The 14841-nt window shown below is 45.8% G+C and carries 16 protein-coding genes (1 of these 16 cut by a window edge); all 16 read right to left on the bottom strand.

Translation table 11 applies throughout. The features are described from left to right. Positions 1–989: the 5' portion of a lysine--tRNA ligase gene (gene lysS / locus P3X63_RS00505; protein ID WP_026589793.1), read on the bottom strand. 511 nt of this gene lie to the left of the window's left edge; the window shows 989 of its 1500 coding nt (coding positions 1–989); the start codon lies at positions 987–989; the stop codon falls past the left edge of the window. 82 nt (positions 990–1071) lie between these two features. Further along, the gene (dusB, locus tag P3X63_RS00500; RefSeq protein ID WP_026589794.1) at positions 1072–2073 is read right to left on the bottom strand and encodes a tRNA dihydrouridine synthase DusB; all 1002 of its coding nucleotides are present in this window, start codon (positions 2071–2073) and stop codon (positions 1072–1074) included. Positions 2074–2089: 16 nt separating this feature from the next. Continuing rightward, entirely contained in the window at positions 2090–2299 is a 210-nt protein-coding gene (locus P3X63_RS00495) for a helix-turn-helix domain-containing protein (protein WP_035428856.1), read from the bottom strand. Further along, entirely contained in the window at positions 2251–2751 is a 501-nt protein-coding gene (folK, locus tag P3X63_RS00490; protein ID WP_026589795.1) for a 2-amino-4-hydroxy-6-hydroxymethyldihydropteridine diphosphokinase, read from the bottom strand. Before folK ends, P3X63_RS00495 begins: the two co-directional genes overlap by 49 nt. Further along, positions 2748–3110 (bottom strand): dihydroneopterin aldolase, encoded by a 363-nt coding sequence (gene folB / locus P3X63_RS00485; protein WP_026589796.1) that lies wholly within the window; start codon positions 3108–3110, stop codon positions 2748–2750. The genes folK and folB overlap by 4 nt, the downstream gene beginning before the upstream one ends. After that, positions 3103–3960 (bottom strand): dihydropteroate synthase, encoded by an 858-nt coding sequence (folP, locus tag P3X63_RS00480; protein ID WP_026589797.1) that lies wholly within the window; start codon positions 3958–3960, stop codon positions 3103–3105. Before folP ends, folB begins: the two co-directional genes overlap by 8 nt. A gap of 18 nt (positions 3961–3978) precedes the next feature. After that, the gene (gene pabC, locus P3X63_RS00475) at positions 3979–4833 is read right to left on the bottom strand and encodes an aminodeoxychorismate lyase (protein ID WP_277692241.1); all 855 of its coding nucleotides are present in this window, start codon (positions 4831–4833) and stop codon (positions 3979–3981) included. Continuing rightward, positions 4830–5414 (bottom strand): aminodeoxychorismate/anthranilate synthase component II, encoded by a 585-nt coding sequence (gene pabA, locus P3X63_RS00470; RefSeq protein WP_277692239.1) that lies wholly within the window; start codon positions 5412–5414, stop codon positions 4830–4832. Before pabA ends, pabC begins: the two co-directional genes overlap by 4 nt. A 4-nt stretch (positions 5415–5418) precedes the next feature. Then, positions 5419–6843, bottom strand: a complete 1425-nt coding sequence (locus P3X63_RS00465; RefSeq protein ID WP_277692238.1) for an anthranilate synthase component I family protein — start codon at positions 6841–6843, stop codon at positions 5419–5421. Positions 6844–7022: 179 nt separating this feature from the next. Next, positions 7023–7946, bottom strand: coding sequence for a cysteine synthase A (cysK, locus tag P3X63_RS00460; RefSeq protein ID WP_026589801.1), 924 nt, complete (start codon positions 7944–7946; stop codon positions 7023–7025). A gap of 68 nt (positions 7947–8014) precedes the next feature. Continuing rightward, positions 8015–8911, bottom strand: a complete 897-nt coding sequence (locus P3X63_RS00455) for a peptidyl-prolyl cis-trans isomerase (RefSeq protein WP_277692235.1) — start codon at positions 8909–8911, stop codon at positions 8015–8017. Between the two features lie 54 nt (positions 8912–8965). Further along, positions 8966–9835, bottom strand: a complete 870-nt coding sequence (gene hslO / locus P3X63_RS00450) for an Hsp33 family molecular chaperone HslO (protein ID WP_026589803.1) — start codon at positions 9833–9835, stop codon at positions 8966–8968. A gap of 10 nt (positions 9836–9845) precedes the next feature. Beyond that, the gene (locus P3X63_RS00445) at positions 9846–10622 is read right to left on the bottom strand and encodes a type III pantothenate kinase (protein ID WP_026589804.1); all 777 of its coding nucleotides are present in this window, start codon (positions 10620–10622) and stop codon (positions 9846–9848) included. Positions 10623–10831: 209 nt separating this feature from the next. Further along, complete coding sequence (ftsH, locus tag P3X63_RS00440; protein WP_026589805.1) at positions 10832–12754, bottom strand: ATP-dependent zinc metalloprotease FtsH; 1923 nt, start codon at positions 12752–12754, stop codon at positions 10832–10834. An 85-nt stretch (positions 12755–12839) separates the two neighbouring features. Beyond that, positions 12840–13379 (bottom strand): hypoxanthine phosphoribosyltransferase, encoded by a 540-nt coding sequence (gene hpt, locus P3X63_RS00435; RefSeq protein ID WP_026589806.1) that lies wholly within the window; start codon positions 13377–13379, stop codon positions 12840–12842. After that, on the bottom strand, positions 13363–14793 hold the full coding sequence (tilS, locus tag P3X63_RS00430; protein WP_277692231.1) for a tRNA lysidine(34) synthetase TilS: 1431 nt from the start codon (positions 14791–14793) through the stop codon (positions 13363–13365). The genes hpt and tilS overlap by 17 nt, the downstream gene beginning before the upstream one ends. Positions 14794–14841: the final 48 nt, after the last annotated feature.

The following is a 14841-nucleotide window of genomic DNA, read 5'->3' as shown; positions in this document are numbered from 1 at the left end:
TTAACGGCATCTACCATATGAAGCCTTTTCCACTCAGGTTTGAGATCGACTTGATGATCACCATATTGAACAGTAGTAGTGCCAAGCACTTCTTCAGCGATGTGAGCGATGAGATTTTCCGTTAAGCTCATGATATCTTTGTAATCGGCATAAGCTTCATAAAGCTCGATCATTGTGAATTCGGGGTTGTGGCGGGTGGATACTCCTTCATTCCGGAATACACGTCCGATTTCATAAACTTTTTCAAGTCCGCCGACGATCAGCCTTTTCAAATGAAGTTCAATCGCGATTCTCATATAAAGCGGCATATCGAGCGCATTATGGTGTGTGATAAACGGACGGGCGGATGCACCTCCTGGAATGGCATGCATCGTAGGTGTTTCTACCTCCAGGTATCCGTGGTCATCTAAGTATCTTCTCATTGATTGAATGATCTTACTTCTTGTAATAAACGTATTTTTGCTGTCCGGATTGACAATCAAGTCCAAATAACGCTGGCGGTAGCGCTGTTCAATGTCTTTTAAGCCGTGATATTTATCAGGAAGCGGACGAAGAGCTTTTGTTAAAAGATCAAAAGATGTTGCTTTGACAGACAATTCACCCACATTGGTTTTAAACATAACACCAGTAACACCGATAATATCCCCGAGGTCAGAGCCTTTAAACAGCTCGTATTGTTCTTCTCCGACACTGTCTTTTCTAACGTAAATCTGGATTTGGCCTTTCAAATCCTGAATGTGGGCAAATCCAGCTTTCCCTTTGCCTCGTTTTGTCATCATCCGGCCTGCAATCGTTACTTCGATTGCTTTCTCTTCTAATTCTTCCTTAGAGTACTCATTGTACAAATCAATTAGTTCCGCTGATTGATGAGTGCGTTCAAAACGCTGACCGAAAGGGTCCTTTCCGCTTTCGCGCAATTGACTCATTTTATCGCGTCTGACTTGCAACTGATCGTTTAATTCTTCATGGTTATGCTCTTCATGACTCATCATATATCACTCCGTTATTTTTAGTCTTTCAGGAAAAGCAGAAAAACTGCCAGTTAAAACTGGCAGTGAGCAGAGGTCGGATTTATCCTACTTTAGCATCCTGAAGCTCTTTTGCCTCGGCTTCAATCGTAAACGCATCCAGCAGCTGCACGAGCTCATCTCTCGTTTCGCAATGGTTGATTTCATTCCGGACCTTTGCGTTTCCTCTTATACCTTTTAAATACCAGGCCGCGTGCTTTCTCATTTCACGAACTGCCACATTTTCACCTTTTAGTTTGATTAAACGGTCAAGATGAAGCTTGCAGACGGAAATTTTCTCACGCACTTTCGGCTCATCTTTTAATTCGCCTGTTTCCAGGTATTGAACCGTGCGGTAAATCATCCACGGATTACCCAAAGCAGCACGGCCGATCATGACGCCGTCCACTCCTGTTTCATCAAGCATGCGCTTCGCGTCTTGAGGTGTTTTGACGTCTCCGTTTCCGATAACAGGTATTGATACAGACTGCTTTACTTCTTTGATGATGTCCCAGTTCGCCGTTCCTTCATACATTTGCACGCGGGTCCGCCCGTGAAGAGCCACGGCTTTTCCGCCGGCCCGTTCAACAGCTCTTGCATTCTCAACAGCAAAAATGTGATCATCATCCCAGCCCATTCTCATTTTAACGGTAACCGGTTTATCAACCGCATCCACTACAGCAGAAACCATCTCATAAATTTTATTCGGATCAAGCAGCCATTTGGCCCCCGCATCACATTTTGTAATCTTTGGCACCGGACATCCCATGTTAATGTCAATAATATCAGCTGTTGTGTTTTGATCAACGAATTTCGCCGCTTCGACGAGCGTTTCTTTTTCACCGCCGAAAATTTGCAGGCTGAGCGGTTTTTCCCGTTCATCGATATAAAGCATTCCCATTGTTTTCGCATTGTTATAAAGGATCGCTTTATCGCTGACCATTTCTGCGCACACCAAACCCGCACCGAATTCTTTAACGGTCAGGCGGAAGGCGGAGTTGCATACCCCTGCCATCGGCGCAAGGACAACCCTGTTTTTCAATTCGATATCACCGATCTTAAACATTTTACGTCCTCCTTTCTTATTCTTCTGATGGAGACAATTCCTCCACTGATATATTTAAAGTATTGGCTACATCCCTGAGCATGCTCTCCGACGGCATTCGATTTCCCCGTTCTATTTCACCCAGTACAGAAACGGACATACCCAATGCTTTGGCAAAGCCCTCTTGAGTATAACCTTTCAACTTTCTGTACGCACGAATTCGTCTACCCCAGATTTCTGCTTCCATACCCTTACACCTTCTTGATTTTTCGCATGATTGACAGATTCCTCAAAGTCCGGATAAATCTCCAATAGCGGGACGAGTACAAACAAACGTTCATGCATTCTCGGATGAGGAACAATGAGTTGCTCTGTCTCAATATTTTCACGATTATACAGCAAAATGTCAAGGTCTGCCGTTCTCGGACCCCACCTGATGTCCCGCGTCCGGCCGAGTTCATTTTCAATGCGCTGCGTCAAATCAAGCAGTGCAAAAGGCGAAAGAGATGTTTTGACAGCCGCAACCATATTTAAAAATGGATCCTGATCTGTATATCCGACCGGATCTGTCTCATAAATTGAAGAGATGCTTGTAACCGTGACAGACGGATGCTGATGCAGGAGAGCAACGGCTTTTTTTAAATATTCTTCCCGCCGGCCGATATTCGAGCCCAACGCTATATATGCCGTATGTTTCATTTCCGCTTTCTCGTCATTTCTATGGCTACGGATTTGTAATGTCCGGGTATCGGCGGATCTGGTTTGATCACCTTGACAGTGCATTCCTGAACCGCTTCAAATTGACCGAGGACTTTCTCGGCTATCGTTTCTGCAAGGGTTTCGACAAGGTTGACCGGCTCTCCTTCCACAACCTCTTTACAGAGCTTGTACAGCTCTGCATAGTTAATGGTCGCATCAATATCATCGGTCTTTCCTGCTACGCTCAAGTCTAATCCTGCCGTCAAATCAACGCGGAAACGCTGGCCGAGTTTGTTCTCCTCTTGAAAAACCCCGTGGTATCCGTAAAATTCCATTCCCTCTATATATACTTTATCGATGATAAACGCCTCCCTTATCGATCATCGCATCCATCATTTTCGCCATTCTAGCAATCGGCTTGACGTCATGGACTCTGACAATGTCGCATCCTTTTTGAATGCCGAGGCATACTGTCGCGCCTGTCCCTTCCGCCCGTTCCTCAGGCGGCAAATCCAGGACGCGTCCGATAAACCTTTTGCGCGAGGTGCCCAGTAAAAGCGGGTAGCCCAGACTCTTGAATCTCTCCAGCTCATTCATGACCATAAGATTGTCATGATATGTTTTGGCAAAACCGATACCGGGATCAAGGATGATGTGATGGTCTTGCACTCCGGCGGACTTCGCAATGTCTACACATTCCATCAGATCGGACATCATGTCTGGTATTAAATCTGTATAATTTCGTTCATGTCGATTGTGCATCAAGATAACCGGCACATCATGCCGAGAGGCGACAGCAGCCATTTCGGGATCGGCTTTGGCGCCCCATACATCATTGATAATCGAAGCTCCGGCTTTTAGCGCTTCATCGGCTACCCCAGCCTTATATGTGTCAACCGATATCGGTGCATCGATTTCCTGTACAAGCTTTTCAATTACAGGAATGACTCTTGCAAGCTCCTCATCAAGGGAAACCTTCTCGGCTCCGGGCCTTGTCGATTCTCCCCCGATATCAAGGATATGGGCGCCGTCTTCTATCATCTGTTTCGCATGGACCACTGCGCGGTCTATACTGTTGTATTTCCCTCCGTCGGAAAACGAGTCAGGCGTGACATTTAAAATGCCCATAATTAATGTTTTATCTTCATATGACAACGTGTATTGTTTTGCTTTCAGCCGCTTTGAACGGACTGTTGTTTGCAGCGCCATATCCCTCACCCTTTAGATTCAATTATCGTCTTTTGCTGTTCTATCGTTAGTGTACACCTTTTGCAGTTTCTTTGTCAGACTTCCATCCTTTCCCGGGAATGCAGTGGCGCCGATTTGGCGGAACGGCACAATCTCCTGAACGGAATTGGTCATCCATGCTTCCTCAGCAGCGAGAAGATGATCCAACGGATATTCCCCCTGTCTGACCTTCATTCCCATACTGTCGAGCCGCTCCAGCACATATCGCCGCGTCACACCGTCTAAAATTCCGGTCTTCAGTGAAGGTGTATACACACATCCGTCTTTTTGCCAAAAAAGGTTGGAAACAATGCCCTCGGCTACATCTCCGCTCGCGGTAAGAAAAATCCCTTCTTTTCCCGGATCACTTCCGAGTTCTCTTTTTCCATACAGGTTGTTTAAAAAGTGGTGGGATTTCAGCCGGAAAGGCCCCTCAGGCGTGTTTCGGCGAACCTGCAAAATGATTCCTTCCTTTTCCTCCGGTACGGATGCCGGATCAAAAGGGTTCATCATCACCATGATGCAGGGATTTTTGTATGAATCGGGAAAAAGCCCTGATCCCCCGGGACCGGCTGATATATTGAGCCTGATCCTCGCATTGCCATTTGGCGGCTGATTCAATTCGAGCAGCTTGTCCAGCACACTGAGGACATCGCTCTCTGTCAGCGCCGTCTCTATTTTCAGTTCATTCAATGCTGTCTGAAGCCTTTCCATGTGCCATTCCAAAAGAAACGGCTTCCCTTTATAGAGGCGAAATGTTTCAAAAACGCCGATTCCATATAAAAAACCATGGTCAAAAGGAGAAAGTCTCGCTTCCTCCTCTTTCACATAATGACCGTTCATGTAAATGATCATGCGCTCACTTTCTTTCGGTAAGTCTCAATAAAATTATTGAGCATCTCTTTTCCGCAGGAGGTCATAATAGACTCCGGATGAAACTGCACACCTTCGATCGGCAGCTCTTTATGCCTGATGGCCATAATCTCTCCTTCATCAGTCCAAGCGGATGTGGTAAAGCAGCTCGGCAAGGTTTCAGGTTTAACGATCAGCGAATGATACCGGGTAGCCGTCAGCGGACTTTCCAAGCCTTTAAAAACGGTTAAACCATCGTGGGAAATCTCTGATGTCTTCCCATGCATCAACCGTTCCGCTCTGACGACATCGCCGCCGAAAACCTGGGCGATGGATTGATGTCCGAGGCAGACTCCGAAAATGGGAATCTTCCCTGCAAAATGACGGATCGCTTCAAGGCTGATTCCGGCCTCATCAGGGCTGCACGGCCCCGGCGAAATCATCAGAAAATCCGGGGACAATTCTTCAATGCCCGCCAGTGTCACTTCATCATTGCGCTTGACGATCAATTCTTCGCCGAGCTCTCCTAAATATTGCACCAAATTGTACGTAAACGAGTCATAATTGTCGATCATCAAAATCATTTTCTCAGCTCTCCTCTGCTCTTTTTTTCTCTTCTTCACTCAACTGCAGCGCCTTTTTCATCGCAATGGCCTTTTTAAATGATTCCTTATATTCATGCTTAGGGTTTGAATCAATGACGATTCCCGCTCCCGACTGCATGAACGCATGGCCTGCTTTGACATAAATCGTTCGGATGACGATATTAAAGTGCATATTTTGATTATATCCGAACCATCCTATAGAACCAGTATAAAGCCCTCGCCTTGTCGGCTCAAGCTCTTCAATGATTTCCATTGTTCTTACCTTCGGAGCCCCTGTAATCGTTCCGCCGGGAAACACCGCGTGGATGACATCAACCGCATCGCATTCTTCTTTGATTTCACCGCACACATTTGAAACAATGTGCATGACATGGGAATATTTTTCAATCACCATGAATTCATCGACGCGAACGGAGCCGTATTTTGACACCCTGCCAAGGTCATTCCGCTCTAAATCCACAAGCATCACGTGCTCGGCCCGCTCTTTTTCATTCATGATCAGTTCATTCGCGAGCGCTTCATCCTCCGCTTCATCCGCCCCGCGGGATCTTGTCCCTGCAATCGGCCTTGTTTCCAGCAGGGTTCCTTTCTTTTTAATCAGCAGTTCAGGCGATCCGCAAATCACCTGGAAATCCGGGGTTTCCAAGTATGCCATGTAAGGAGAGGGATTCACTTTTCTCAGCATTTTATAAACGTCAAACGGCGCCGCCGACAGCCGCTCTGACTGCCGCAGGGAAAGATTCACCTGGAACACGTCACCGCTTGCGATGTATTGCTTTATTTTTTCAACCGCCTGTGAAAAGCCCTCTTCGGTAAATGAAGGTGCAAACGAAGCCCCTTTATTGTCCGCCGGTTCTTCAGCTGCTGCGGGTTCCGCATCGCGTGACATCCACATCTGTTCAAGCTGATTCAGTTGATCTTCCGTAGAGGAAAGCTCTTCTCCGTTTTTGTGCGTGATCAGCCAAAGCTCTTCCTTTGCATGGTCATAGACGGCCAGATCATCAAACACGAGAAAGAATAAGTCAGGCGTTTGCAGATCATCGATAGACAGATGTTTAAATTTTTCAATATAGCGGGCATAGTCATAGCTTAAAAAGCCGACAGCCCCTCCCTGAAAATCAGGAAAATCTGCAACCGTCTCCGTTTTCAATTCCTGAAACCATCGGGTAAACTGTAAAAACGGATCTCCTTCTTTAAATATCGTTTCCCCTTTATATTGAATGGTCGTGATCCCGTCTTTCCCTTTCGCGATGGCGACAGGATCAAGACCGGCTATACTGTAGTCGCCGCCTCTGGCGCTTTCCAGGAGCACATGGTGTTTTTTTCCTTTCGAAAGACATTCATACCTTTTAAAAAAACGTTCCTGGGAATATGGGTATATTCTGGCTACAGGCCTTCGTTGTGTCATCGTATCATTCCTAACCGTTATTCTATTGTCCTTATTGTAATGCAAATCTTTTTTTAAAGAAAAGAGAATTTCATTTCCAATACATAAAAAGCCCTTGAGCATTTTACTCAAGGACACCGACCTCCTTTTATAAAGCAAAAGGCCGCCGACATCGTCGACAGCCCAACACTTTTTTAAACCTATTCAAATTGATAAAGAGGTGTGCTTAAGTATCTCTCACCATTACTTGGGAGTACGGCAAGCACTTTTTTGCCTTTTCCGAGCTTTTTAGCAACTTGAATGGCAGCGAAGATCGCCGCTCCTGAAGAAATTCCGCCCAGGATTCCTTCTTCTCTTGCAGCTTTACGGGCAAATTCAAAGGCTTCTTCATTCTTCACCGTAATAATTTCATCGTAAACATCAGTATTCAAAATTTGAGGTACGAACCCGGCTCCGATTCCTTGAATTTTATGCGGCCCTGGTTTTCCTCCTGAAAGAACCGGAGAATCTGTCGGTTCCACAGCAAAAATTTTGATCGACGGATTTTTTTCTTTCAGAACCTCGCCGGCTCCTGTAATGGTTCCGCCGGTTCCGATACCGGCGACGAACGCATCAAGTCCATCTCCAAATTGTTCAGCGATTTCCTGGCCTGTCGTGCGGCGATGCACTTCCGCATTTGCAGGGTTGTTAAATTGCTGAGGCATAAAATAGCCGTTTTCTTTAGCCAGTTCTTCCGCTTTTTTAATCGCACCTTTCATTCCTTCAGCGCCCGGTGTCAGCACAAGCTCCGCTCCATAAGCGCGAAGAAGGTTGCGGCGCTCGGAACTCATTGTATCAGGCATCACAAGGATGGCTTTGATGCCTTTTGCAGCAGCGACCATGGCAAGGCCGATTCCTGTATTTCCGCTTGTCGGCTCAATCAGTGTATCTCCTTCTTTCAGAAGGCCTTTTTCTTCGGCGTCTTCGATCATCGCAAGCGCAATCCGGTCTTTAACACTGCTGCCGGGATTCATATACTCAAGCTTTACATATACATCAGCACTGTCTTCATCAACAAGACGATTTAATTTAACAACAGGTGTGTTTCCGATTAAGTCATAAACAGAGTTTGCAACGCGAACCATATGAACACCTCAATTTCCGAGTAATTTTATTGGGATTATAACTAATTTATCAATATCAAAAAATTTTGTCAATCTTTATTTTTATCACCATAAAACCACGATACGTTTGCATCTTTCCAGAGGGTTTTAACTGAGGCTTTGTCGCCAATCTGATCCATTGCGATCTGTCTGCGGATTTGATTCTTGACTTCGCTGTAAGTGAAAGACCGGCCGTTCAGCTTTTCTTTCAGCTGAATAATGGAATAGCCCTGGCTCGTTTGAATCGGTTCATCGACCCACTCGTTTTCTTTTAAATGTTTGGCTGCTTGCAAATATTCTGCCGGGATGTTTTCATTCTGCTCATTGACAAAGCCGAGGTCTCCGCCATAAGGCGCCGTATATCGGTCTGTCGAGTGTTCGGCAGCGGCCGCTTCAAAGCTTGATCCGCCCTTCAGTTCCTTTAACACTTGTTCAGCTTCATCTTTATCTTTTACAACGATATGCTTCAAGCGGTAAGAATCATCGAATTTATACAGGTCTTTATTTTTCTGATAGAAAGACTTTAATTCGCTTTCCGGGATCACAATGTCTTTAGTGAGGAGCTCTTCAAGAAGTATATTGTGCTTGATCTGTTCTCTCCACTCTTTTTCCGTCGTATGTTCGTCTTCATAGAAAGAATTATAAACGGCTTTGATCAAAAGAAACTCCCTGTCGATTTCATCATCAGAGATTTTGATGTTATTTTTTTCAGCCAGCTGGTTGACGACACGCTCATTGATCATATCTTCCAAAGTAGCCTTTCCGAAGCGGTCCTCCATCTCACTCAGCCATTCCTCCCGGGTAATGCCGCTCTTTCCAATGTTGGCAATCACCTCCTGGGCTGATGAAGTGGAAGCGGTCTGCGACTTTGTGAGAACATATGCAATCACAATACAGTTGACAAAAATTGCGCCAATGATAATCGGCCACAGCGTTCTTGATTTCAATATCGTTTCTCCCCTTTTCCCATTGTAAAAGACCCGCTACATGAATAGCGGGCATTAAATTTCATCTCGAAGCGCTTCAAGCTCTTCTTTTGTAAACAGATACGTTTCATTGCAAAAATGGCATTGCGCCTCGGCTTTTCCATCTTCATCAATCATGGCTTGAATCTCTTGTTTGCCAAGACCGATAATTCCTCTTGCGAAACGCTCTTTTGAACAATTGCAGGTAAAGCGGACTGGAACGGTTTCCAGCACTTCCGCTTCTTCCCCCAGAACCGTTCTCAATACTTCCTCAGGGGTCAGCCCTTTTTGAATCAGCTTGGAAATCGGTTCCACCTGGGATAAGTTAGTCTCCAGCTTTGTGATGGTTTCATCATCAGTCCCGGGCAGCAGCTGTATGATGAAGCCGCCGGCTGCCAAAATCGTATTGTCCGGATTGACGAGCACACCAACGCCCACCGAGGAAGGGACTTGTTCAGAAGAGACAAGATAATATGTAAAATCATCGCCGATTTCTCCGGAAACGATTTCGACTTGACCGGTAAACAAGTCGCGCAAACCAAGATCCTTTACAACGCTGAGCGTTCCCGACGTTCCCACAGCTCTTCTGACATCAAGCTTTCCATGCTCATTTAAATCAAAATGGACATGAGGGTTGGACACATAGCCCCGAACGTCTCCCTTTGCATTTCCATCGGCGACAATAGCCCCGATCGGTCCGCCGCCTTCAATTTTAACGGTCAGCTTGTCTTCGCCTTTCAGCATAGCGCCCAGCATCACGGCCGCCGTCATCGTTCTTCCTAAAGCGGCGGAAGCGGTCGGCCAGGTATTGTGGCGTCTTTGTGCTTCATGAATCGTTTCTGTCGTTCTTGCTGCATATGCCCTGACTTTGCCGTCATATGCAATCGCTTTTACTAAATAGTCCATCGTCATCCTCCTATACACTTTCAACGCGATTCCGCTCGTATATCAGCTCAAGTCCCTTTAATGTGAGAAACGGATCGACAACATCTATACAATCGGACTCATCCGCAATCAAAGAAGCCAGACCGCCTGTCGCAATGACTTTCGGATTTTGTTTCGACTGCCATTTCATCCGTTTGACAATGCCTTCAACTTGTCCGACATACCCGTAAAGAATGCCGGATTGCATGGCGCTGACCGTGCTTTTACCGACAATGTTGTCCGGCCTTGCGATTTCAATTCTAGGAAGCTTTGCAGCTCTTGAGTAAAGGGCTTCTGTCGAGATCGTGATGCCCGGCGCGATCGCTCCGCCCATGTATTCTTTGCGTTCGTTGATATAACAGTATGTTGTAGCGGTTCCAAAATCAACGACAATCAGCGGACTTCCGTAAAGATGAATCGCCGCCACTGCATTAACGATACGGTCAGCTCCGACTTCTTTCGGATTATCGTATTTAATATTCAATCCTGTCTTCATACCGGGCCCGACGATCTGCGGCTCGATCTGAAAGTATTTTGTACACATTCTTTCAAGGGAAAACATGATCGGCGGTACAACTGATGAAATGATAATTCCTTCGATCTGGTCAAACATCAGTCCAACATAATCAAATAAAGACCTGAGGAGCATGCCGAATTCATCTTCTGTTTTGTGGCGGCTTGTTTCAATCCGCCAGTGATATTCTAACTCCCCGTCGTGATATATGCCTAGAACGGTGTTTGTATTTCCCACATCTATAACGAGTAACATTCTGATCACCACTTTTGACTAGTTTCTCTTACTTGGTCATAAAACATTCTACCATCATACAATACACGATGCCGATTCTTTTTGTAAACGAATCAAACCGGCGGAAAGAGATTTCGCCAAAGCGGCTCTAAAAAGGCAAAAAAATAAGAAAACTGCCGAATAGCATACGCTTGGCAGTTTTCTTAAAACGAAGGGAAAAGGGATGGGAATTACGCTTTGTCATCCTCTTTTCTCTCTTCATCATCTCTTTTGTTGATGTTTACTTTGACATCGTCTTTTTTCTCCTGAACATCATCTGCATAGGTCCGGTCAGGAAGTTTTCCGTGCTCAGTCAAATGCTTGATTTGCTCAGCGTCGAGCGTTTCGACTTCCAGCAATGTCTGAGCGATCAGTTCAAGCTTATCGCGGTTTTCGGTAAGGATCGTTTTCGCACGTTCATAACATTCTTTGATGAAGCGCTGGATTTCCTTATCAATTTCATACGCGATCGCGTCACTGTAGTTTTGATCATTGTTGAAGTCACGACCCAAGAAGACCTGGCCGCCCTGAGACTGTCCGAACTGAAGTGGACCGAGTTTTTCAGACATTCCAAACTCCGTAACCATCCGTCTAGCGATGCCGGTGGCACGCTGGAAGTCATTATGGGCTCCCGTGCTGACTTCGCCGAATATAATCTCCTCGGCTACACGGCCTCCAAGCAGACCGACGATTTTATCGAGAAGTTCCGGTTTTGTTTGGAAATAACGGTCTTCCTTAGGAAGCATAACGGCATATCCGCCGGCTTGGCCGCGGGGTACGATTGTTACTTTGTGCACCATATCCGCTTCGTCCAAAACAAGTCCGATGACGGTGTGCCCCGCTTCATGATAAGCAACGATATTGCGTTCTTTTTTCGAAATCACCCTGCTTTTCTTAGCAGGACCGGCGATGACGCGGTCTGTCGCTTCATCGATGTCGCGCATATCGATTTTCTTTTTATCATGGCGGGCTGCTACGAGAGCCGCTTCATTCAAAAGATTCTCAAGATCCGCACCGGAGAATCCAGGCGTTCTCATCGCGATTGATTTCAAGTTGACAGATTCGTCAAGCGGTTTGTTTCTCGCATGGACGCGAAGCACTTCTTCACGGCCTTTTACATCAGGACGGTCAACTGTAATTTGACGGTCAAAGCGTCCCGGACGAAGCAATGCAGGGTCTAAAATGTCTGCGCGGTTAGTCGCGGCAATAATGATGATCCCTTCATTGGCGCTAAAGCCGTCCATTTCAACAAGAAGCTGGTTCAGCGTCTGCTCCCGTTCGTCATGGCCGCCGCCTAGACCCGCACCACGCTGACGTCCGACTGCATCGATCTCATCGATGAAAATCAGACACGGCGCATTCTTCTTCGCATTTTCAAACAGGTCGCGTACACGTGAAGCACCGACCCCGACGAACATTTCCACGAAGTCTGATCCGCTGATGCTGAAGAAAGGCACGCCAGCTTCACCGGCACAAGCTTTCGCAAGCAACGTTTTACCTGTACCCGGAGGTCCGACCAAAAGCACACCTTTCGGAATCCTTGCTCCGAGTTCAGCAAATTTGCGGGGATCCTTCAGAAACTCGACGACTTCGACAAGCTCTTGTTTTTCCTCATCCGCTCCTGCCACATCTTTGAATTTGACGCGTTTCTTTTCTTCTGTATATAGCTTAGCCTTGCTTTTACCGAAGTTCATGACACGGCTTCCGCCGCCTTGAGCCTGATTAAGCAGGAAGAAGAAAAGAATGAAGATAATTACAAAAGGGATGATGGTGGTAAAGAAGGTCATCCATCCGCTTGTTTCCTGTGCAGGTTCAACTTGTATCTTCATCTTTTTGACTTGATCAATAATCTGGTCTGCCCCTTTTCCTTCAGGAACATGGGTCAGGAAATATTGGTCTTTTTCATAATTATTCAGCTGCCCGCGGACTTCGTAAACACCTCTGACAGGCTGGATGGAAACATTCTCAACCTTCCCGTTTTCAAGGTTTGAAACAAAGTCACTGTACGTCATATTTTCTGTTTTCGGATTTGCGGTTTGGAAGTAGCTCACAACTCCGATTACAACTAATAAAATAAGTAAATAAAAAATGGTATTACGGAAGACCCGATTCATTCCTTACCTCCTCCCACAGTAAGCACAACTATGTTCAATAGTATCATAGAAAATCGTTCCAATACAACAGATATCCCTTTCGTAATCAGCTTTCATAAACCGCCGGCTTGAGAACTCCGATGTACGGAAGATTGCGGTAGCGCTCCGCATAATCAAGACCGTATCCCACAACGAATGCGTCCGGCACTTCAAAGCCGACATAGTCCGCTTTGATATCCGCCTTGCGTCCGCTCGGTTTATCAAGAAGGGTTACAATCTTAATCGACTTTGCTTTGCGGTACCGGAAAAGCTCCACAAGATAACTTAAAGTCAGCCCACTGTCGATGATGTCTTCAATAATTAAGATGTCACGGCCCTCGACTGATGTATCCAAATCTTTAATGATTTTGACTTCGCCGGAAGAAACCGTGGAATTGCCATAGCTTGATACATCCATGAAATCCATTTCCAAATATGTATCAATATGCTTTAAAAGATCGGCCATAAACGGCATGGCTCCCTTTAACACGCCGATGGCCAACGGGAACTTGCCGCTGTATTCATCTGTTAATGCGGTGCCGAGCTCCTTGACCTTTTTTTGGATCTCCTCCTCAGAGATCAGGATATTTTCAATATCTTGTTTCATTCTTTGCTAGCCCCCTACACTTTTCATGCTGTCTATATTGTAATACAATGCGATCATTGTTTGTAACATCAAGTTCCTCAAAAATGGTTTTTTTCAGACCGGGTATCCAAACAATCCTTCCGTCCGCGTCTGTCACAATGGGCCAGCTGTCTCTTTTCGCAAGAGGTACTTTTTCATCAATAAATATATCTTTAACCTTTTTTGAGCCGTTCATCCCTTTAAGTTGGATTCTGTCTCCTTTTTGCCTTGTCCGTACATAAAGGGGGAAATGAACATGCTTGGAACTTGCTGCAAAAACATCATTTCCTTTCGGCACGTGGGCTGCACCTTGTCTGCTCACATGAAGGGAATATCCGTTAGGAAGCATCAGGTCTTCGTCTTCCGCACCGCTGATTTCATAGTGATAGGAAATTTTTTCACATTGCAAACGCTGAAATGTAAACAAACATGTATGATAAGATTTAACCACTTTAAGCCCGTTTGGAAAATCAAGAGAACCGGATGGACCCGTTTTTGAAATCCATTCCAGAAACAACTTAATATGATGGGCTGAAAACGCCGATGGAACGTTTTCATAAAGATAGTTTAATATTAGTTGAACTCCCCTTCTTTGTAAAGGCATAGGGAGATCGAGAAGGTGCGGGACGCTGATTTCTACAACGGTACTTGACTTGCTTGTGATAACTGTATTCATTTTATCTTTCGTTAATGCCTGTAAGTATAATTCGTCCTCAGCCAGAGATTCACTGACCGATTGAAATCGTTTATGGACATCTTCCGACTCTTTCTTTAAGAAAGGGAGAACATAATGCCTGAATCGGTTTCGTGTATAGTCGTCCTCAGCATTGCTCGGATCTGTCCTGAACGGGACACGGTTCACCTTGCAGTAAGCCAGAAGGTCTTCTTTGGCAAGCTCGAGAAACGGCCTGATCAGCCATCCGCTCTCAAAGCGGCGCTTCGGCTGCATACCGGCAAGGCCTAAACCGACCGTGCCCTTCGCCAATTTCATCAGCATCGTCTCCACCTGGTCATCTCCATGATGTGCCAATGCCAAAAATCCCGCCTGATGCTGATTCATTTGCTCCTTAAAGAAGCGGAATCTGCACTCTCTTGCGGCCGCCTGTTTGTTCAGGCTGTTTTCAGAAGCATACTTGCCGACACCGATTTGCCGGGCTTCACAGTATATCCCTTCCGCTCTGCAATATTGCTCAACAAAACGCATGTCTTCCTCAGACTCCCGGCCCCTGAACATATGATCGACATGTACGGCAATAAGTGTCGCCGTTTCGGGAATCGAATGATGCAAGGCGTGAAGCAGGGCCATGGAATCAGGTCCGCCGGAGACGCCAACGATGATCGTTGTTCCATCAAAAGACAGATCGTTTTTTTTCATGAAATCTTCTATCGTTTTCACAATGTCCTCCCACTTAGAGCAGGGTGATTTTCAAAAGATATAAATAAT

This window comes from Bacillus sp. HSf4 (assembly GCF_029537375.1).
Classification (GTDB): domain Bacteria; phylum Bacillota; class Bacilli; order Bacillales; family Bacillaceae; genus Bacillus; species Bacillus sonorensis_A.
This window is presented reverse-complemented; position numbering and strand designations above follow the sequence as displayed.